The organism is Salmonella sp. 32120201201600049SM, from assembly GCF_017572835.1.
GTDB classification, from domain to species: Bacteria; Pseudomonadota; Gammaproteobacteria; order Enterobacterales; family Enterobacteriaceae; genus Salmonella; species Salmonella enterica.
Genome location: NZ_JAGESA010000012.1, coordinates 38,400 through 57,983 on the forward strand (window position 1 = coordinate 38,400; position 19,584 = coordinate 57,983).

Genomic DNA, 19,584 nt, shown 5'->3' on the forward strand with positions numbered 1-19,584 from the left:
TAGTTTAAACGAAGGATTGCGAAAGGTGAACGCTAAATTTCGAAAGGAAATGTGAGCCAGCGCAGGTTGCTGGCTCGTACCATCAGGAAAGTTGAAGTAAAATTTTGCCCTGCATGGGCGCGCCATTAAGCGCTTTGACTGCTTCTGCAAAGCTTTCCGCATCGCCGCGATGGGCAATGAGAGGGGCCAGTTGAAGACGTTTTTCAGCCAACAGGCGCGCTGCGGTTTCCCATTCCTCTCCTGGCCATGGCGCGGAGTAGTTCATCCAACTGCCGAGGAGCGTGAGCTCTTTACGCAAAATTAACCCGAATGTACGCGTTGTCAGGGTGAGATCGTGATGTAACGTCCCCACCAGCGCCAGTTGCGCGCGCGGCCCGGCGATATCGATAGCCAGCGAGACGGTCTGGGGAGTTCCTGCCGTTTCGAGAACCAGTTGATCAAACTGAATGTCGGACAACGCGGTCTGGATGTCGTCGGCGGTCATTTCCCGGCTATTACAGGTATGCGTTGCGCCGAGCGCTTTCGCAAGTTCCAGTTTCTGCGGATTGATATCAATCGCCGTTACGCTTCGCGCGCCCAGTTCCCGCGCGCACTGTAAGGCCAACAGGCCAATTGTCCCGGCCCCGACGATAATTACGTTTTTCCCCTCGCAGCCCTGCGCCAGATGAAAGGCGTGTAAGCCCACGGTAATCGGTTCGATAAACGCGCCATCTTCAATTGGCATATCAGACGGCAAGCGGAAAAGATTGGCCCGTTTGACCACCACATATTCCGCATTACCGCCTTCGCTGCGCGATCCTACAAACTGATACTGTTTGCATAAAGAAAAGTAACCGCGTTCGCATTGCGGACAGTGAAAGCAGGGAAGAAGCGGGACACAAGCGACGGCATCGCCGGGCTGCATATCCGTTACGCCTGTGCCGTAGGATTCAACGTAGCCGCTGAATTCATGACCTAACGTAATAGGATAATAATGGGCGCCCTGCGCGAAAATACGCGGGATATCCGACCCGCAAAGCCCTGAGCTAACGACCTTGACCAACACATCGTCCTCGGCTTGCAGTTGTGGTAAGGGGCGTTCTTCAACGCGCACGTCTCCCTCAGCGTGAATAACCACTGATTTCATAACATTCTCCAGGAAGGTGAGGGGAGCGATTGCTCCCCTAAAATTAAGAGGCGATTTGACTTTGCTGTAGCGCCGTGGCTTTCTCAGCCGCGACAAACTGTCGGGCGCGACGCCAGGTCAGCAGTACACCGGCCAGATAGATAATGGCAATGACGGCGAAGCCGACGATATTCTGCCAGGTAAAAAGTTGAATCAGCAGCCAGGTGATGGGGGAACCGCCCTGATCCAGCGAGGCGACTTGTCCGCCAGCTTTTAGCGCTCCGGCATTGGCAGCCAGTTGGGTATGCAGGCCAATCGTCTGGGTGGCTATCCACAGGGTGATACCCATAATAATGACACCTGAAATCAGCGTGCGGAACAGGTTGCCCTGGTGTACCGCGACCGCCATCGCAATAAAGAAACCGATGGTGGCGAGGTCGCCGAACGGCAGCACCTGGTTCCCCGGTACTAAGACGGCAATCAGGATGGTCAGCGGAATGAATATCAGGCTCGCGGAGACAACAGAGGTATGACCGAGCAGTAGCGCTGGATCAAGGCCTATCAGGAACTCCTGCCCGCCAAATTTAGCCTGTAGACGTTTACGCGCATGTTTCGCGATAGGCGTTAGGCCATCCATAATAGGTTTAATGACGCGTGGCATAAGCAGCATCACCGCTGCGGTTTTGACCGCCAGTTGCAGAACGGCTTTGGCGTCGTAGCCTGCCAGTACACCAATCACCAGCCCCATCACGAAGCCGACAGTCACCGGCTCGCCAAACGGTCCGAAGCGTTTCTGGACATCGTCTGCGCTAAAGTGAATACGATTGAGACCCGGAATTTTCTCGATAATGGTATCAACGAGCACCGCCACGGGGCCCAGGTACGCGGATGAGCCGTGTGGGATAGCAATCCCCTCGAGGCCAAAATAGTCGCGGGTATCTTTGGCAAACCAGTCCCCCAGTTTGTAGACAAAGGCGGCATGAACCACAACGCCCAGAATCCCCAGCCAGTATGAACCGGTCGCCAGATGCAGCATGGCGCCCGTGAAGGTCATGTGCCAGATATTCCAGATATCAACATTCACCACGCGGGTCATGCGGGTCACCAGCATCAGGACGTTAACCCCGATGGCGACAGGGATCGCGACCAGCGCGATTTGTGACGCCCAGGTCATGGGCGATGAACCCGGCCAGCCGACGTCAATAACGTGGAGATTGATTTGGAAATGTTCCGCCATGGCTTTCGCCGCGGGGCCGATAGAATCCAGCATCAGGCCGATGACCAGACCAATACCCACGAAGCCGATACCAATATGCAAACCCGATTTAAAACAATCCCCAAGCTTCATTCCCAGCAGTTTAGAGAACACGATGATCACCAGAGGCAACATCACCGTTGGGCCTAAGTCGAGGATATAACGCATTATTTCGCTAAACATACGTTACCCCATGAGAATGGACAGAATTTTTTGCTGTAATGCTTCAATACCCACGCCGGAAACAAAAGGCATACCGTGAACGACGGGAATATCGCCGAAGGCGCGATCGACCCTGGCAGTGGTACAGATAAGATCGGCGCCGTCCATATAGGTTTCGATTTCGGTGACCCGGCATTGCACTAAGTCGAGCTCAATATGGTTGGCATCACATAGCTCTTTAATTTCTTCCGCAGCCATCGTTGAGGTTGCAACCGCACCGCCACAGGCCACAATTACTTTACGTTTCATAGGGTATTCCTCATTATTATCAATTTATTATCAAACCTGGACGCACTGCTCAGGCTCAAGGATGGTTTCCTGAAAGCGTATCGCCAGTTCGGCATCCGGCGCGCTTAACAGGGCATCGAGGGTGCTTGGGTTCTGTAGCTCACTAAACAGGCGGCGCAGAAGTTTTAGCTGTGCCGCCGGGTTTTCAACGATTAAGGCGATGATTAACGAAACGGCAATCTCTTCGTCATCATCCGCCTGTTGAAACATGACCGGCTTATCTGGACGAATCAGATAGATAGCGGGTGATTTCGCATGAACCGCCTCGCAATGAGGGATAGCGACGGCGTGACGCTCCAGCGCAATGCCGGTAGGAAAAGACGCTTCACGTTCCACCAGCGCCTGCGGATAACTATCATGTACCACGCCTTTCGCCAGCATCTCTTTGCCAATGTGCGCCAGCGCCTGTTGGCTCGAGTCGAATGTGATTCCGGTTCGGACAAATAGTTGGCTCATAAATTCTCCATTATTCAGGCGACATCCGGCGTGCAACCGAAGCGATAAGCGCGCAGAACATCCTGAATTTTGTCAATAATCAGGTTATGCGGCGTGGGGGGGAGCACGCCCTCAGACAGGCGTTCAAACTGTACGGGCATAAACTGGCTAATTAATCCCAGCGGCAATGTGACGTTATTCAGATTGGCGATTAACTTCTCTACGCTTTGACGAATACGCGGGTGCGGCCAGTAATAGCGAATACGGTCAGACAAACTAAAGTGGATGTCGACCATCGCCTGGCTCCAGGTTGGACGGTAGTATTTTTTCCAGTAGCCCGGTTCGTTTAGCATAACTTCATCAATGACCTCCAGTACCCGACTACGTTGTTCCGGGGAGATCAGCTCGTTTTCCATTTGCGCAAGTGCGAAAATGGCTTCGCGCAGCGCGAAAGTGAGCGCCGGGCCGACCTTCAGAATGGCGTAATGATCGCGTACCAGCGCACGGTAGGCCTGTCGCGTCTGATAATCAGTCGAATGCGCTTCATAGACCATCGGCGTTTCTTTTATCCATGCGGAGAGCGCCTGTGCCGCCTGCGGCTGATAATGAATAATCTGGGTATGATCAAATTCAACGCCCGGCTGTACGACAATCGCGATAACACGGTTCAATGCCTCCTCCAGCCCCAGGGCGCGAAAAGCAGCCTGATGCGTTTGCAGCGTGCGGGCCGCATCCTGTTCGCGGGTAACATGCACGGCGTTAATGGCGCTGGCTTCCCCGCCCGGAACCGGAACTTCAGTGCCGATAACATAGGTTAAATGGCGTTTTTGTTCGTCGGTCGCCGTCGTTTCCGCTGCCTGGCAAAGCAGGGCGGCGCGTTTAGCGACAACCATTGGGTCCAGCGGCGTCGGGTCGTCAGCGCAGGACATAGAGGCATCAAGATGGATTTTGCTAAACCCGGCAGCGACGTAAGCCTTAATGAGTTCGACAGATTTTTCCATCGCCGTATCTGCAGGTTCGTTTTGCCAGCAGTTAGGTCCCAGGTGATCGCCGCCTAAAATAAGCCGTTCGCGTGGAAAACCCACTTCCTGGGCGATGCCATAGACAAAATCACGAAAGTCAGCCGGTTTCATGCCGGTATAACCGCCAAACTGATTAACCTGGTTAGAGGTCGCTTCGATCAGAACTTTGTTCCCGCTATTCAGATCAAAACGTAATGCGGATTCAATCACCAGCGGGTGTGCTGAACATACGGAACAGATCCCTATCTGTTCCCCTGCTTTGTGACGAGAAATTATTTCTTTCACTTCTGGCTCCGATATCTTTTGTTTATCTTCATAATATTTTTGGTTTGAAGGCAAAGGATAATAATGGCTTTCGTGATCCAGCTATGAAAACGCCCTTTGCCGTGCTAAATCCGGGGGCTTTAGAGCTTCCCTTCACAACCGCAGTCGGCAATCACTTTACGTACAACCTCTTTCATGGCCGCTTTCGCCGGGATCATGTAATGGCGGGGATCGCTGGCCTCTGCGTGTTGCGTTAAATAGTTTTTAAGCGCGCCAGAAAAGGCGATTTTAAGCTCGGTGGCGACGTTAACTTTGCAGATGCCCAGCGAAATAGCGCGGGTAATATCGCGGGTCGGCAGGCCAGAGGCGCCGTGAAGGACTAAGGGGACATCAACCCGCTGACGAATTTCCGTCAGTCGTTCAAAATCAAGTTTTGGTTCAGCGGTGTAGAGGCCGTGAGCGGTGCCGATAGCAATGGCTAACGAGTCGATACCCGTTTTTTCTACAAATTCCCGGGCCTGTTCCGGATGGGTATAAAACGCATCTTTACCGTCAACGATAAGATCGTCTTCCTGCCCGCCGAGACGCCCAAGTTCAGCTTCAACGCTGACATCGTAGCGATGACAGTAATCAACCACGCTTTTCACCAGCGCAATATTGTCGGCAAAGGGGAAATGCGACCCGTCGATCATGACCGAGCGTACCCCGGCGGCGACTTTCATTTTGATGTCGGCCAGTTTTTCATGATGATCGAGATGTACCGCGAGAGGATGGTTCCAGCTTTTCGCCAGTTCTGCGGCGATAGCCACGATATTACCGACGCCTGCGTAGCTAAAGGTGCCTGGCGTACCGGCGACAATCAGCGGAGAGCGCAATTCTGCGGCGGTTTCCACCACCACTTGCAATGTCTCCAGGTTGTGGATGTTAAACGCCGGCACAGCATAGCCTTCCTGCTGCGCCTTCTTTAGCATTGTTCTGCCTGAAATGATAAACATCCTTCCTCCGAAATCTTTCGTTTGTTTTCTTTGAAAGAATTTATAGGCTTTCGGAATGTTTTTTTGTGATTTTGATCTGATAAATGAAAGTTTCGAAATAAAATGGAAGTTATCGAAAGTCAGGAGTAAAAAAAGCATGTCGGGCAGACATACTTCAGGCTACAGACTAAGGGCGAAAAAATACCGGGTAGCGCTGGCGCTTACCCGGTCTACAGATTATGCGGTTATACCCTGGTCGGAGAAGGGTACTGACTGGATCAGGTCACTGGCGCCGGGTTAAATATCGCCAGTTGGTTATGTAGGCCCCACTGGTCCGAGAAAGTCTTTTTCCGGCCGCTGGCGACATCGAGAATAAAGTGAAACAGCTTCCAGCCCACATCTTCGATTGTCTCTTCACCCGTGGCGATGGTGCCTGCATTGATATCCATTAAGTCATACCAGCGGTTCGCCAGCTCGGTACGCGTCGCCATTTTAATGACCGGCACCGCCATCAGCCCGTACGGCGTGCCGCGTCCGGTGGTAAAGACCTGTACGGTAATGCCGGAAGCGACCTGCTGCGTGCCGCAGACGAAATCGCTGGCGGGCGTCGCGGCGTAAATCAGGCCGCGTTTGGTGGGGCGTTGGCCCGGCGACAATACTTCGACAATGGCGCTCTTACCCGATTTAGCGATAGAGCCCAACGCTTTTTCCACGACGTTCGCCAGACCGCCTTTTTTGTTGCCAGGGGACGGGTTAGCGCTGCGATCGGTTTTCCCCATATCAAGGTAGTTATCGTACCAGGCCATTTCATCCAGCAGGCGTTTACCCACGGCTTCGTTGATGGCGCGCGGCGTCAGAAGATGAATGGCATCGCGCACTTCGGTGACCTCCGAGAACATGACGGTCGCGCCGCAGCGTACCAGCAGATCGGAAGCATAACCCACCGCCGGGTTTGCCGTGACGCCGGAAAACGCATCGCTGCCGCCACACTGCATCCCGACGACCAGCTCGGAGGCCGGGCAGGTTTCGCGCTGGCGTTGGTTCAGTTTCGTCAGATGGCGTTCGGCGACCCGTAAAATATCGTCGACCATTGATTTAAAGCCGACATGCTGCTCGTCCTGTAAACGCACAATACTGGCGCTTTCAACGGCGATGGCGGGAACATCCTCGGTGCCTTCCAGCAGTCGTTCCGGCTGCAGTTTTTCGCAACCGAGGCCAATCACCATCACTTCGCCGCCAAAATTGGGGTTGAGTGCGATGTTATGAATTGTGCGAATCGGCACGACCGCCGCCGGCGCGTTGATTGCCACGCCGCAGCCGTACAGATGGTTTAGCCCTACAACGCCATCGACATTCGGGTATTTGGGCAGGAGATCGCGCTCAATCACTTTCACCACATAATCGACCACGCCCGCCACACAGTGCACGCTGGTGGTAATGCCAAGCAGATTTTTGGTGCCGACGCTGCCATCGGCGTTACGATAGCCCTCAAACGTGTAGCCTTCCAGCGGCGGCAGCGGTTCCGGTACTTTGGTCGCCAGCGGTAGCGTATTCAGCGGCGGCGCTTTTGGCAGTTCAACCAGCGACTCGTCGATCCAGCTTCCGCGCGGGATGTCGCGTACCGCATAACCGATGACTTCGCCATAACGGATGATTTCGCCGTGAGCGGGGATATCCGTCAGAGCGACTTTATGGCCTTGCGGAATATGTTCAGTCAGTTCCAGGCCATCCGGAAAACGTGTTCCGGCTTTAAGACCGTGGTCATTAACAATAATTGCGACATTATCGGTTTCATGTACTTTTATATAAAACGCCGATGGCGATTCCTGGCGAATTTCGATATTGGCCATTGTTCAACATTCTCCAGCCTGGATGATAGAAATAGGATTATCTATTTTGGTTATGGTTAAATCGTTAAATCTCAATATAAGAAATAAAGTTCATGCATAATGAAATAAGAATGACAGGAGTATAAATATAAGAATGTGATCCAGATCACCGCAAATTATGAAATTTTTTATGCAGGCCGGGTAAAGCGTAAATGTGTGCATTAGCGCCCAGTATCATGGGCGTATGCTCAAAAATAAGCGTTAAATAATCCCTTTTTAATGAGCGTTTGCACAATGATTATCCGCCATAGGCTGTTTATACTGAATGGCGAATTCAGTGTATCTGACGAGTTATTTGAAAATACCATGATAATAATAAAAGACGATAAAGATATCAGAACGGTATATTGTGCTACAGGATGTGTACCACATTAGAAATAGAATGCGGAGACCCATTCTGATTTCAGATAAGCATTTTATTGTCGTTGCTATAAGTTATGGTGGCGGCATCACATGTAGAGAATTAAAGAAATAAGCGAAGGTATAAGCGATGAATAACGCTATTTTCCCGAATAAGTTTAAAGCGGCGCTGGCGGCGCAACAGGTGCAGATTGGCTGCTGGTCTGCACTGGCAAGCCCAATCACCACCGAAGTTCTCGGTCTGGCGGGATTTGACTGGCTGGTGCTGGATGGCGAACATGCGCCGAACGATGTGACCACCTTAATTCCGCAGTTAATGGCATTGAAAGGCAGCGCCAGCGCGCCTGTGGTACGTGTGCCAACCAATGAACCGGTCATTATCAAACGGATGCTGGATATTGGGTTTTATAATTTCCTGATCCCCTTTGTTGAAACGCAAGAGGAAGCGGCTCGCGCCGTCGCCTCGACGCGTTACCCGCCGGAAGGCATTCGCGGCGTCTCCGTTTCTCACCGCGCGAATATGTTCGGTACGGTGCCTGATTACTTTGCGCAGTCGAACAAAAACATCACCATTATTGTTCAAATCGAAAGCCAGTTGGGTGTCGACAATGTTGATGCCATCGCCGCAACGGAAGGCGTTGATGGCATTTTTGTCGGCCCAAGCGATTTGGCCGCCGCGCTGGGTCATCTCGGCAATGCTTCTCACCCTGACGTGCAGCAGACGATTCAACATATTTTCGCCCGCGCTAAAGCGCACGGTAAACCGTGCGGCATTCTGGCGCCGGTAGAGGCGGATGCCCGCCGTTATCTGGAATGGGGCGCGACCTTTGTCGCCGTTGGCAGCGATTTAGGCGCATTCCGCGCCAGCACGCAGAAGCTTGCCGACACCTTTAAAAAATAATCCTGGTATGGAAAGAGAGAACGCTATGACGATGAAAGTTGGCTTTATTGGCTTAGGCATCATGGGTAAGCCCATGAGCAAAAACTTACTGAAAGCAGGGTATTCGCTGGTGGTGTCCGATCGTAATCCTGAAGCGATTGCTGACGTCATTGCCGCAGGCGCGGAAACGGCCTCTACGGCGAAGGCGATCGCTGAACAGTGTGACGTCATCATCACGATGCTGCCTAACTCTCCGCATGTGAAAGAGGTTGCGCTGGGCGAGAACGGTATCATCGAAGGCGCGAAGCCGGGAACCGTATTGATTGATATGAGTTCTATCGCGCCGCTGGCAAGCCGTGAAATCAGCGATGCGCTGAAGGCGAAGGGCGTTGAGATGTTGGATGCGCCGGTCAGCGGCGGCGAGCCGAAGGCGATTGATGGCACGCTGTCGGTGATGGTGGGGGGCGATAAAGCCATTTTCGACAAGTACTACGACCTGATGAAAGCGATGGCGGGTTCCGTGGTGCATACCGGCGATATCGGCGCAGGCAACGTCACAAAACTGGCTAACCAGGTGATCGTGGCGTTGAATATCGCCGCCATGTCTGAAGCGCTGACGCTGGCGACTAAAGCGGGCGTCAACCCGGATCTGGTCTATCAGGCGATTCGCGGCGGTCTGGCTGGCAGCACGGTACTGGATGCGAAAGCGCCGATGGTCATGGACCGAAACTTTAAACCAGGTTTCCGTATCGATCTGCACATTAAAGATCTGGCGAATGCGCTGGATACCTCCCACGGCGTTGGCGCGCAGCTCCCGCTGACCGCCGCCGTTATGGAAATGATGCAGGCGTTACGCGCGGATGGACACGGTAATGACGACCATAGCGCGCTGGCGTGCTACTACGAAAAACTGGCGAAAGTGGAAGTCACTCGCTAACGACGTTGTGCCCGGATGGCGTGTAGCGATCCGGGCCTGAATTTCAGGCTGGATAAGTGAAACGCCATCCGGCGTTGTGCAGTAACAGGCTACCACTATGAAAATCGTAATTGCCCCCGACTCCTATAAAGAAAGCCTTTCTGCCGCCGAGGTAGCGCAGGCGATAGAAAAAGGATTTCGGGAAATTTTCCCCGATGCGCAATATGTCTCTGTTCCGGTTGCCGATGGCGGCGAAGGAACGGTCGAAGCCATGATTGCCGCGACGCAGGGCGTTGAACGCACCGCATGGGTGACCGGGCCGTTGGGTGAAAAAGTGAAAGCCTGCTGGGGAATGTCCGGGGATGGTAAAACCGCGTTTATTGAAATGGCGGCGGCCAGCGGACTGGCGCTGGTTCCACCAGAAAAACGCAACCCTTTGATTACTACCTCGCGGGGAACGGGGGAGCTGATATTGCAGGCGCTGGAAAGCGGCGCAAGCAATATCATTATCGGCATTGGCGGCAGCGCGACAAATGACGGCGGCGCAGGGATGATGCAGGCGTTAGGCGCAAAACTGCGCGATGCAAACGGCGCGGATATCGGTTACGGTGGCGGAAGCCTTCATTGTCTAAGCGACATTGATATTTCAGAGCTCGATCCCCGTTTAAAACTCTGCGCTATTCGTGTCGCTTGCGATGTCTCTAATCCTCTGATCGGCGACAACGGCGCATCACGAATTTTTGGGCCGCAGAAAGGCGCGACCGAAGAGAACATTGTTGAGCTGGACAGAAATCTTGCTCACTATGCCGACATCATAAAAAAATCGCTGAATGTCGACGTAAAGGCGGCGCCCGGCGCAGGCGCGGCAGGCGGTATGGGGGCGGCGTTAATGGCTTTTCTCGGTGCGGAATTACGCAGCGGGATCGAAATTGTCACGGCGGCACTGAACCTGGAGGAGCATATCCACGACTGTACGCTGGTGGTGACGGGAGAAGGGCGGATTGATAGCCAAAGTATTCGCGGTAAAGTGCCGATTGGCGTCGCGAATGTGGCGAAAAAATATCATAAGCCAGTGATTGGCATTGCCGGCAGCCTGACGCACGATGTAGGGATAGTGCATCATTATGGCATCGACGCTGTCTTTAGCGTACTCACGCGCATCGTGACGCTGGAGGAGGCTTTTCGGGGCGCTTTTGACAATATTTATCGGGCATCCAGAAATGTTGCTGCCGCTCTGGCGATAGGAATGCGCAGCGCAGGGTGACAAAGTCGCGCGAACCCTCTATACTGCGCGCCGAAGCTGACCAGACAGTCGCCGCTTCGTCGTCGTCCTTTCGGGGAGACGGGCGGAGGGGAGGAAAGTCCGGGCTCCATAGGGCAGGGTGCCAGGTAACGCCTGGGGGGGAAACCCACGACCAGTGCAACAGAGAGCAAACCGCCGATGGCCCACGTAAGTGGGATCAGGTAAGGGTGAAAGGGTGCGGTAAGAGCGCACCGCGCGGCTGGTAACAGTCCGTGGCACGGTAAACTCCACCCGGAGCAAGGCCAAATAGGGGTTCATAAGGTACGGCCCGTACTGAACCCGGGTAGGCTGCTTGAGCCAGTGAGCGATTGCTGGCCTAGATGAATGACTGTCCACGACAGAACCCGGCTTATCGGTCAGTTTCACCTCTTCATGCAAAAACCCGTCAGTGTAAGCTGGCGGGTTTTTGCTTTTACAGGGCGGCAGGATGAATGACTGTCCACGGCACTATACCCAAAAGAAAGCGGCTTATCGGTCAGTTTCACTTCTTCATAAAACCCGCTTCGGCGGGTTTTTGCTTTTACAGGGCGGCAGGATGAATGGCTGTCCACGACGCTATACCCGAAAGAAAGCGGCTTATCGATCAGTTTCACCTCTTCATAAAACCCGCTTCGGCGGGTTTTTGCTTTTACAGGGCGGCAGGATGAATGACTGTCCACGACGCTATACCCAAAAGAAAGCGGCTTATCGGTCAGTTTCACCTCTTCATAAAACCCGCTTCGGCGGGTTTTTGCTTTTACAGGGCGGCAGGATGAATGACTGTCCACGACACTATACCCAAAAGAAAGCGGCTTATCGGTCAGTTTCACCTCTTCATAAAACCCGTCAGTGTAAGCTGGCGGGGTTTTGCTTTTACAGGGCGGCAGGATGAATGACTGTCCACGACGCTATACCCAAAAGAAAGCGGCTTATCGGTCAGTTTCATCTCTTCATAAAACCCGCTTCGGCGGGTTTTTGCTTATCAGGCCGGTGAAGGGTATAGAGGTTGCAGAAGACGCCAGCGTCACTATCCGGCAATTAATTGACAGCCGTGGTGACATAATATTATTCGTTTTTGTGATGAGAAACACAAAACGCTATGGATTGCGCTCTTTTTAGTTGAAGTGAAAAGCAATCGATTTCTTTCACAAAATTACATCCTGCAAAACAGCAAGAAAGCGGTGTAAATTATTTGTTGTAAATGAAAATTAAATGTATGAAATATTTTGGTTAAAATTTTATTAAATGTTTCTTTACAAACAAATAAGGTAAAAAAATGTGACGCGTAACGGTTTTTAAGCGCATTTACCTTCGGTTTATACTTAAATTTGAGAAATTACGCTTTAAATTTAACGCTGGAATTGCCGATAAAATGTCCCGTAATTGATTGAAATATCGTCTTCATGGGATGTCGAAAATAGGAGATAAAATAGGCTGGTTATCGCCATAATATATCGTTATCCCGACCCTATTTTTTGATTGAAATCAGGCTAAGTTGCTGTTTTGTTTTTGTAACTCATTGAATTAATGGGTTTTCTTTATTTAATAAAGACCATGTAAAAATTGTGGTAAGTTAATTTGTGAGTGGTCGCACATAACCTTTAAGATTTAATTTGCTACACTTCCTGCCGTTCACAATGTTATTTCAGAGCGGTAGATATGAATACTCTTGTTCTCCCTAAAACACAGCATTTGGTGGTCTTTCAGGAAGTCATTAGAAGTGGTTCTATCGGTTCTGCCGCAAAATCGTTAGGGTTAACCCAACCCGCCGTCAGTAAAATCATTAGCGATGTTGAGGCCTATTTTGGCGTTGAGCTAATTGTACGCAAAAATACCGGCGTTACGTTGACCGAAGCGGGACAGGTACTGCTTTCCTGGTCTGAATCTATCACCCGCGAAATGAAAAACATGATCAACGAGATGAACAGTATGACGTGCAATACCGTTGTCGACGTCTCGTTTGGTTTTCCTTCGCTGATTGGCTTTACCTTCATGTCCGATATGATTCATAAGTTCAAAGAGGTATTTCCAAAAGCGCAGGTATCCATGTACGAAGCCCAGCTCTCTTCATTCCTGCCGGCCCTGCGCGACGGGCGGCTGGACTTTGCTATCGGTACGCTCAGTAATGAAATGCAGCTACAGGATCTGCATGTCGAGCCGCTGTTTGAATCAGAGTTTGTCCTGGTAGCCAGCAAGTCCCGAACATGCACCGGCACCATCACACTGGAGTCGTTAAAAGACGAACAGTGGGTGTTGCCGCAAACGAATATGGGCTACTACAGCGAATTACTCACCACTCTACAACGAAATGGCATCAGCATCGAAAACATTGTTAAAACAGATTCCGTTGTCACAATATATAATCTTGTTCTCAATGCTGATTTCTTAACTGTTATTCCCTGCGATATGACCACGCCTTTTGGCTCTAATCAATTTATCACGATACCCATAAAAGACACGTTACCCGTCGCACGTTATGCGGCGGTATGGTCTAAAAATTATCGTATCAAAAAAGCCGCTTCAGTATTAGTAGAATTGGCTAAGCAATATTCATCATATAATGGATGCAGACGCAGGCAGTTAATAGAAATTAAATGATATGGAATAAACATATTTAGCGAAATTGACGTCACCTGTTTCTTTTGAACAGTGGGCAACGGTAACTTATTTTTAATACCCAGGTTAAGAGGTTATAATGCACATTACATACGATCTCCCGGTTGCAATTGAAGATATCCTCGAAGCGAAAAAAAGACTGGCGGGGAAGATATATAAAACGGGAATGCCTCGCTCTAACTATTTTAGTGAACGTTGCAAAGGCGAAATATTTCTCAAGTTTGAAAATATGCAGCGTACGGGTTCATTTAAAATTCGTGGCGCTTTTAACAAACTTAGCTCGTTAACGGAGGCGGAAAAACGTAAAGGCGTCGTGGCCTGTTCCGCAGGTAATCATGCACAGGGCGTTTCTCTTTCTTGCGCAATGCTGGGTATTGACGGCAAAGTCGTGATGCCGAAGGGCGCGCCAAAGTCAAAAGTGGCGGCCACCTGTGATTATTCGGCGGAAGTGGTGCTCCACGGTGACAACTTCAATGACACCATTGCTAAGGTGAGTGAAATTGTCGAAACCGAAGGCCGCATTTTTATTCCGCCTTACGACGATCCAAAAGTCATTGCCGGGCAGGGTACTATTGGTCTGGAAATTATGGAAGATCTGTACGATGTCGATAATGTCATCGTGCCTATTGGCGGCGGCGGTTTAATTGCAGGTATTGCCATTGCGATTAAATCGATTAACCCGACCATTAAAGTTATCGGCGTACAGGCCGAAAATGTTCACGGTATGGCGGCGTCTTATTACGCTGGCGAAATAACCGCGCACCGAACGACCGGCACCCTGGCGGATGGTTGTGATGTCTCCCGCCCGGGTAATTTAACCTATGAAATTGTTCGTGAATTAGTCGATGACATTGTTCTGGTTAGCGAAGATGAAATTCGTAACAGCATGATCGCTTTAATTCAGCGCAATAAGGTTATTACTGAAGGCGCTGGCGCACTGGCCTGCGCCGCACTATTAAGCGGGAAATTAGATAGCCATATTCAGAACAGAAAAACGGTCAGTATTATTTCTGGCGGCAATATCGATCTTTCTCGTGTATCACAAATTACGGGTTTAGTTGACGCTTAATCTTTTCGTGAGGATAGGATATGAGTACTACTGATAGCATTGTATCCAGCCAGGCAAAACAGTCGTCATGGCGTAAATCGGACACGACGTGGACGCTGGGTTTATTTGGTACCGCCATTGGCGCCGGGGTGCTGTTTTTCCCTATCCGCGCCGGGTTTGGCGGGCTTATCCCCATTCTGCTGATGCTGGTTTTAGCTTACCCCATTGCGTTCTATTGTCACCGGGCGCTGGCGCGTCTGTGTTTATCCGGATCTAATCCGTCCGGCAATATTACGGAAACGGTCGAAGAGCACTTTGGTAAAACGGGCGGGGTAGTTATCACGTTCCTTTACTTCTTTGCGATTTGTCCGCTGCTGTGGATTTATGGCGTCACCATCACTAACACGTTCATGACGTTTTGGGAAAACCAGTTGCAGATGCCAGCGTTGAATCGCGGTTTCGTGGCGCTGTTCTTGCTGCTGCTGATGGCCTTTGTGATCTGGTTTGGTAAAGATCTGATGGTTAAGGTGATGAGTTACCTGGTATGGCCGTTTATCGCCAGTCTGGTGCTAATCTCATTATCGCTGATTCCTTACTGGAACTCGGCGGTTATCGATCAGGTTGATCTCAGTAATATCGCGCTGACCGGGCACGATGGCATACTGGTTACGGTGTGGCTGGGCATCTCTATTATGGTGTTCTCCTTTAACTTTTCGCCCATCGTCTCTTCCTTCGTGGTGTCTAAGCGGGAAGAGTATGAGAAAGAGTTTGGCCGCGAATTTACCGAGCGTAAATGTTCACAGATCATCTCGCGCGCCAGTATGCTGATGGTCGCCGTGGTGATGTTCTTCGCCTTTAGCTGCCTGTTTACGCTCTCTCCACAGAACATGGCGGATGCGAAAGCGCAGAACATTCCGGTACTTTCCTACCTGGCCAACCATTTCGCCTCTTTGTCGGGGACAAAATCTACTTTTGCAACGGTGCTGGAGTATGGCGCGTCTATCATCGCGCTGGTTGCTATTTTCAAATCTTTCTTCGGTCACTACCTGGGGACGCTGGAAGGGCTGAACGGCCTGGTGCTGAAATTCGGTTATAAAGGCGATAAAACCAAAGTCTCTATGGGCAAGCTTAATACCATCAGCATGATCTTCATTATGGGGTCTACCTGGGTCGTAGCTTACGCAAACCCGAACATTCTGGACCTGATTGAAGCGATGGGCGCGCCGATTATCGCCTCGCTGTTATGTCTGCTGCCGATGTACGCCATTCGTAAAGCGCCGTCGCTGGCGAAGTACCGTGGTCGTCTGGATAACGTGTTCGTCACCCTGATTGGTCTGCTGACCATCCTGAATATTGTCTACAAATTGTTCTAATCCTCACGTTTAGCCTGCGTTCCGCCCCAGGGCGCGGACGCAGGCTGACATCGACGGAGGCACTACATGAATGAATTTCCGGTCGTTCTGGTCATTAATTGCGGATCATCTTCTATCAAATTCTCTGTACTGGATGTCGCTACCTGTGATGTTTTAATGGCGGGAATAGCAGATGGAATGAATACTGAAAACGCCTTTTTATCTATTAATGGCGATAAGCCGATAAACCTCGCGCACTCTAATTATGAGGACGCGTTAAAAGCCATTGCCTTTGAGCTGGAAAAACGTGATTTAACGGATAGCGTGGCATTAATTGGTCACCGTATCGCGCACGGTGGAGAGCTATTTACGCAGTCCGTCATTATTACCGATGAGATTATCGATAATATTCGTCGGGTATCGCCTTTAGCGCCGCTGCATAATTACGCTAATTTAAGCGGCATTGACGCGGCGCGGCACCTTTTCCCGGCCGTGTGTCAGGTGGCGGTATTTGATACCAGTTTCCACCAGACGCTGGCACCGGAAGCCTATTTATACGGATTGCCGTGGGAGTATTTTTCCAGTCTGGGTGTGCGTCGCTACGGCTTTCACGGTACGTCGCATCGCTATGTTTCGCGGCGCGCGTATGAACTGCTTGACCTCGATGAAAAAAACTCGGGTCTGATTGTCGCGCATCTGGGCAATGGGGCGTCTATCTGCGCGGTACGCAATGGTCAGAGCGTGGATACCTCAATGGGGATGACGCCGCTTGAGGGGCTGATGATGGGTACTCGCAGCGGCGACGTTGATTTCGGCGCGATGGCGTGGATAGCCAAAGAAACCGGGCAGACGTTGAGCGATCTGGAGCGAGTGGTGAATAAAGAGTCCGGTTTGCTCGGCATCTCCGGGTTGTCATCCGACCTTAGAGTCCTGGAAAAAGCCTGGCACGAAGGACATGAGCGCGCCCGGTTAGCGATAAAAACATTTGTCCACCGTATCGCCCGTCATATTGCCGGACACGCGGCATCGTTACATCGGTTGGATGGCATTATTTTTACCGGCGGTATTGGTGAAAATTCAGTATTAATTCGCCAGTTGGTAATTGAACATTTGGGCGTACTGGGGCTTACGTTAGACGTTGAAATGAATAAGCAGCCGAATTCTCACGGCGAGCGCATTATTTCCGCTAACCCTTCTCAGGTTATTTGCGCTGTTATTCCCACGAATGAAGAGAAAATGATTGCCCTTGATGCCATTCATTTAGGCAACGTGAAAGCACCAGTGGAATTTGCATAACTTAACGGCTGTTCTGTAGAGAGATTATTTTTCATGAAGGTAAATATCGATACCAGCGATATGCTGTATGCCGAAGCATGGCGTGATTTTAAAGGTACGGACTGGAAAGAAGAAATTAATGTCCGTGATTTTATTCAGCATAACTATACGCCCTATGAGGGGGATGAATCTTTTCTCGCCGACGCGACGCCAGCGACCACGGCGTTGTGGGAAAAGGTGATGGCGGGAATACGTATCGAGAATGCGACCCATGCGCCGGTGGATTTCGATACCAATATCGCGACGACGATTACCGCGCACGATGCGGGATATATTGAAAAAGAGCTGGAAAAAATCGTCGGTTTACAAACGGATAAGCCGCTTAAACGCGCTTTGCATCCGTTTGGCGGCGTTAACATGATCAAAAGTTCATTCCACGCCTATGGTCGCGAAATGGACGCCGATTTTGAATATACCTTTACCGACCTGCGGAAAACCCATAATCAGGGCGTATTCGATGTTTACTCGCCGGATATGCTGCGCTGCCGTAAATCCGGCGTATTAACCGGTTTGCCGGATGGTTATGGTCGCGGGCGCATTATTGGCGATTATCGTCGCGTCGCGCTGTATGGCATCCGTTATCTGGTACGCGAACGCGAGCTGCAATTCGCCGACCTGCAGTCGAATCTGGAGCAGGGACAGAATCTTGAGGCGACGATTCGCCTGCGTGAGGAGTTGGCGGAGCACCGTCGCGCGCTGCTGCAAATGCAGGAGATGGCGGCGAAATACGGCTATGATATCTCCCGCCCGGCGCGGAACGCGCAGGAAGCGGTACAGTGGCTCTACTTCGCTTATCTGGCGGCGGTAAAATCGCAAAATGGCGGTGCAATGTCGCTGGGAAGAACCGCCTCGTTCCTTGATATCTACATTGAGCGCGATTTCAACGCGGGCCTTCTGACAGAGCAGCAGGCGCAGGAACTGATCGACCATTTCATCATGAAGATCCGCATGGTGCGCTTCCTGCGCACGCCGGAATTTGATTCACTCTTTTCCGGCGATCCGATCTGGGCCACCGAAGTTATTGGCGGGATGGGGCTCGATGGCCGCACGCTGGTGACGAAGAACTCTTTCCGTTATCTGCATACCCTGCACACGATGGGGCCAGCGCCGGAGCCGAACCTGACCATACTGTGGTCAGAAGCGTTGCCGGTGGCATTCAAGAAATATGCTGCGCAGGTCTCCATCGTGACCTCATCTTTGCAGTATGAAAACGACGATTTAATGCGTACCGACTTTAACAGCGACGATTACGCCATCGCTTGTTGCGTCAGCCCGATGGTCATCGGTAAGCAGATGCAGTTCTTCGGCGCGCGCGCCAACCTTGCCAAAACGTTGCTGTACGCTATCAATGGCGGCGTTGATGAGAAACTGAAAATCCAGGTTGGGCCGAAAACCGCGCCATTAATGGATGAGGTGCTGGATTACGACGCGGTAATGGAGAGCCTCGACCACTTTATGGACTGGCTGGCGGTGCAGTACATTAGCGCGCTGAACATCATTCACTACATGCACGATAAGTACAGCTATGAAGCTTCGCTGATGGCACTGCACGACCGTGATGTGTATCGGACGATGGCGTGCGGCATCGCCGGACTGTCGGTGGCGGCGGATTCCCTGTCCGCCATCAGGTACGCTCAGGTGAAGCCGATCCGCGACGAAAACGGCCTTGCCATCGACTTTGCTATTGAAGGCGAGTATCCGCAGTACGGCAACAACGATGAGCGCGTGGACAGCATCGCCTGCGACCTGGTGAAACGCTTTATGCAAAAAATTAGCGTGTTGCCAACGTATCGCAATGCGGTGCCGACGCAGTCCATTTTGACCATCACCTCGAACGTCGTGTACGGGCAGAAGACCGGCAATACGCCGGATGGACGCCGCGCCGGAACGCCGTTCGCGCCGGGGGCGAACCCGATGCACGGTCGTGACCGCAAAGGGGCGGTGGCCTCGCTGACGTCGGTGGCGAAACTGCCGTTTACCTACGCCAAAGACGGTATTTCGTACACCTTCTCGATTGTGCCTGCGGCGCTCGGGAAAGAAGATGCGGTGCGGAAAACCAATCTTGTCGGCCTGCTGGACGGTTATTTCCATCATGAAGCACAGGTAGAAGGCGGGCAGCATCTGAACGTCAATGTCATGAACCGTGAAATGTTGCTGGATGCGATTGAACATCCGGAAAACTACCCGAACCTGACGATCCGCGTTTCCGGCTATGCCGTGCGCTTCAATGCGCTGACGCGTGAACAGCAACAGGACGTTATTTCGCGCACCTTTACTCAGGCGATGTAACGTGAACGGGGCGATCGTGTGGATCGCCCCGCGACGGATCTTCACTGAACGG

At 51.6% G+C, this 19,584-nt stretch carries 16 protein-coding genes and 1 other RNA gene; 9 read left to right on the forward strand and 8 right to left on the reverse strand.

The features are described from left to right. Nucleotides 1-82: 82 nt before the first annotated feature. The 7 genes from gatD to garD form a co-directional block, all read right to left on the reverse strand. Nucleotides 83-1,126, reverse strand: a complete 1,044-nt coding sequence (gene gatD / locus J4650_RS19200) for a galactitol-1-phosphate 5-dehydrogenase (RefSeq protein WP_000844173.1) — start codon at nucleotides 1,124-1,126, stop codon at nucleotides 83-85. Nucleotides 1,127-1,169: 43 nt separating this feature from the next. Continuing rightward, the gene (locus J4650_RS19205) at nucleotides 1,170-2,543 is read right to left on the reverse strand and encodes a PTS galactitol transporter subunit IIC (protein WP_000490601.1); all 1,374 of its coding nucleotides are present in this window, start codon (nucleotides 2,541-2,543) and stop codon (nucleotides 1,170-1,172) included. A 3-nt stretch (nucleotides 2,544-2,546) separates the two neighbouring features. Then, nucleotides 2,547-2,831: a PTS galactitol transporter subunit IIB gene (gene gatB, locus J4650_RS19210; RefSeq protein ID WP_000824293.1), complete on the reverse strand. Its 285-nt coding sequence runs from the start codon at nucleotides 2,829-2,831 to the stop codon at nucleotides 2,547-2,549. A 30-nt stretch (nucleotides 2,832-2,861) separates the two neighbouring features. After that, the gene (gene gatA, locus J4650_RS19215) at nucleotides 2,862-3,326 is read right to left on the reverse strand and encodes a PTS galactitol transporter subunit IIA (RefSeq protein WP_000080445.1); all 465 of its coding nucleotides are present in this window, start codon (nucleotides 3,324-3,326) and stop codon (nucleotides 2,862-2,864) included. A 14-nt stretch (nucleotides 3,327-3,340) separates the two neighbouring features. Continuing rightward, a complete protein-coding gene (gene gatZ / locus J4650_RS19220; RefSeq protein WP_023994020.1) occupies nucleotides 3,341-4,612 on the reverse strand; it encodes a tagatose-bisphosphate aldolase subunit GatZ in 1,272 nt (423 codons plus the stop codon). A 119-nt stretch (nucleotides 4,613-4,731) separates the two neighbouring features. After that, nucleotides 4,732-5,586, reverse strand: a complete 855-nt coding sequence (locus tag J4650_RS19225; protein ID WP_023994021.1) for a tagatose bisphosphate family class II aldolase — start codon at nucleotides 5,584-5,586, stop codon at nucleotides 4,732-4,734. A gap of 257 nt (nucleotides 5,587-5,843) precedes the next feature. After that, nucleotides 5,844-7,415, reverse strand: a complete 1,572-nt coding sequence (gene garD, locus J4650_RS19230) for a galactarate dehydratase (protein WP_001273722.1) — start codon at nucleotides 7,413-7,415, stop codon at nucleotides 5,844-5,846. A 529-nt stretch (nucleotides 7,416-7,944) separates the two neighbouring features. Between garD and garL the strand changes: the two genes are divergently transcribed. The 4 genes from garL (at nucleotide 7,945) to rnpB (ending at nucleotide 11,281) form a co-directional block, all read left to right on the forward strand. After that, entirely contained in the window at nucleotides 7,945-8,715 is a 771-nt protein-coding gene (gene garL, locus J4650_RS19235) for a 2-dehydro-3-deoxyglucarate aldolase (RefSeq protein ID WP_001057715.1), read from the forward strand. Nucleotides 8,716-8,740: 25 nt separating this feature from the next. Then, on the forward strand, nucleotides 8,741-9,631 hold the full coding sequence (garR, locus tag J4650_RS19240) for a 2-hydroxy-3-oxopropionate reductase (RefSeq protein ID WP_000178106.1): 891 nt from the start codon (nucleotides 8,741-8,743) through the stop codon (nucleotides 9,629-9,631). A gap of 97 nt (nucleotides 9,632-9,728) precedes the next feature. Further along, entirely contained in the window at nucleotides 9,729-10,874 is a 1,146-nt protein-coding gene (gene garK / locus J4650_RS19245; RefSeq protein ID WP_000706464.1) for a glycerate 2-kinase, read from the forward strand. Nucleotides 10,875-10,906: 32 nt separating this feature from the next. Then, nucleotides 10,907-11,281: RNase P RNA component class A (gene rnpB, locus J4650_RS19250), an RNA gene on the forward strand. Here the strand turns inward: rnpB and J4650_RS19255 are convergent. Next, nucleotides 11,276-11,722 carry a hypothetical protein gene (locus tag J4650_RS19255; protein WP_123220249.1) on the reverse strand — a complete coding sequence of 149 codons (447 nt, stop codon included), beginning with the start codon at nucleotides 11,720-11,722 and terminating at the stop codon, nucleotides 11,276-11,278. The genes rnpB and J4650_RS19255 overlap by 6 nt on opposite strands. Before the next feature lie 829 nt (nucleotides 11,723-12,551). On the opposite strand from J4650_RS19255, the gene tdcA reads away from it, so the two are divergent. From tdcA to pflB, 5 genes are all read left to right on the forward strand, one after another. Then, on the forward strand, nucleotides 12,552-13,490 hold the full coding sequence (gene tdcA / locus J4650_RS19260; RefSeq protein ID WP_001534138.1) for a transcriptional regulator TdcA: 939 nt from the start codon (nucleotides 12,552-12,554) through the stop codon (nucleotides 13,488-13,490). A gap of 97 nt (nucleotides 13,491-13,587) precedes the next feature. Then, nucleotides 13,588-14,577 carry a bifunctional threonine ammonia-lyase/L-serine ammonia-lyase TdcB gene (gene tdcB / locus J4650_RS19265; protein WP_000548366.1) on the forward strand — a complete coding sequence of 330 codons (990 nt, stop codon included), beginning with the start codon at nucleotides 13,588-13,590 and terminating at the stop codon, nucleotides 14,575-14,577. Nucleotides 14,578-14,597: 20 nt separating this feature from the next. Further along, nucleotides 14,598-15,929 (forward strand): threonine/serine transporter TdcC, encoded by a 1,332-nt coding sequence (gene tdcC / locus J4650_RS19270; RefSeq protein ID WP_000108129.1) that lies wholly within the window; start codon nucleotides 14,598-14,600, stop codon nucleotides 15,927-15,929. A gap of 66 nt (nucleotides 15,930-15,995) precedes the next feature. After that, nucleotides 15,996-17,204, forward strand: coding sequence for a propionate kinase (gene tdcD, locus J4650_RS19275; protein ID WP_023205496.1), 1,209 nt, complete (start codon nucleotides 15,996-15,998; stop codon nucleotides 17,202-17,204). Nucleotides 17,205-17,237: 33 nt separating this feature from the next. Continuing rightward, nucleotides 17,238-19,532 (forward strand): formate C-acetyltransferase, encoded by a 2,295-nt coding sequence (gene pflB / locus J4650_RS19280; protein ID WP_000867321.1) that lies wholly within the window; start codon nucleotides 17,238-17,240, stop codon nucleotides 19,530-19,532. The last annotated feature ends 52 nt before the right edge of the window (nucleotides 19,533-19,584 follow it).

Bases quoted from the DNA above. Each gene is read 5' to 3' on its own strand.
- gatD (WP_000844173.1), bottom strand. From the start codon at position 1,126: ATGAAATCAGTGGTTATTCACGCTGAGGGAGACGTGCGCGTTGAAGAA.
- J4650_RS19205 (WP_000490601.1), bottom strand. From the start codon at position 2,543: ATGTTTAGCGAAATAATGCGTTATATCCTCGACTTAGGCCCAACGGTG.
- gatB (WP_000824293.1), bottom strand. From the start codon at position 2,831: ATGAAACGTAAAGTAATTGTGGCCTGTGGCGGTGCGGTTGCAACCTCA.
- gatA (WP_000080445.1), bottom strand. From the start codon at position 3,326: ATGAGCCAACTATTTGTCCGAACCGGAATCACATTCGACTCGAGCCAA.
- J4650_RS19225 (WP_023994021.1), bottom strand. From the start codon at position 5,586: ATGTTTATCATTTCAGGCAGAACAATGCTAAAGAAGGCGCAGCAGGAA.
- garD (WP_001273722.1), bottom strand. From the start codon at position 7,415: ATGGCCAATATCGAAATTCGCCAGGAATCGCCATCGGCGTTTTATATA.
- garL (WP_001057715.1), top strand. From the start codon at position 7,945: ATGAATAACGCTATTTTCCCGAATAAGTTTAAAGCGGCGCTGGCGGCG.
- garR (WP_000178106.1), top strand. From the start codon at position 8,741: ATGACGATGAAAGTTGGCTTTATTGGCTTAGGCATCATGGGTAAGCCC.
- garK (WP_000706464.1), top strand. From the start codon at position 9,729: ATGAAAATCGTAATTGCCCCCGACTCCTATAAAGAAAGCCTTTCTGCC.
- tdcA (WP_001534138.1), top strand. From the start codon at position 12,552: ATGAATACTCTTGTTCTCCCTAAAACACAGCATTTGGTGGTCTTTCAG.
- tdcB (WP_000548366.1), top strand. From the start codon at position 13,588: ATGCACATTACATACGATCTCCCGGTTGCAATTGAAGATATCCTCGAA.
- tdcC (WP_000108129.1), top strand. From the start codon at position 14,598: ATGAGTACTACTGATAGCATTGTATCCAGCCAGGCAAAACAGTCGTCA.
- tdcD (WP_023205496.1), top strand. From the start codon at position 15,996: ATGAATGAATTTCCGGTCGTTCTGGTCATTAATTGCGGATCATCTTCT.
- pflB (WP_000867321.1), top strand. From the start codon at position 17,238: ATGAAGGTAAATATCGATACCAGCGATATGCTGTATGCCGAAGCATGG.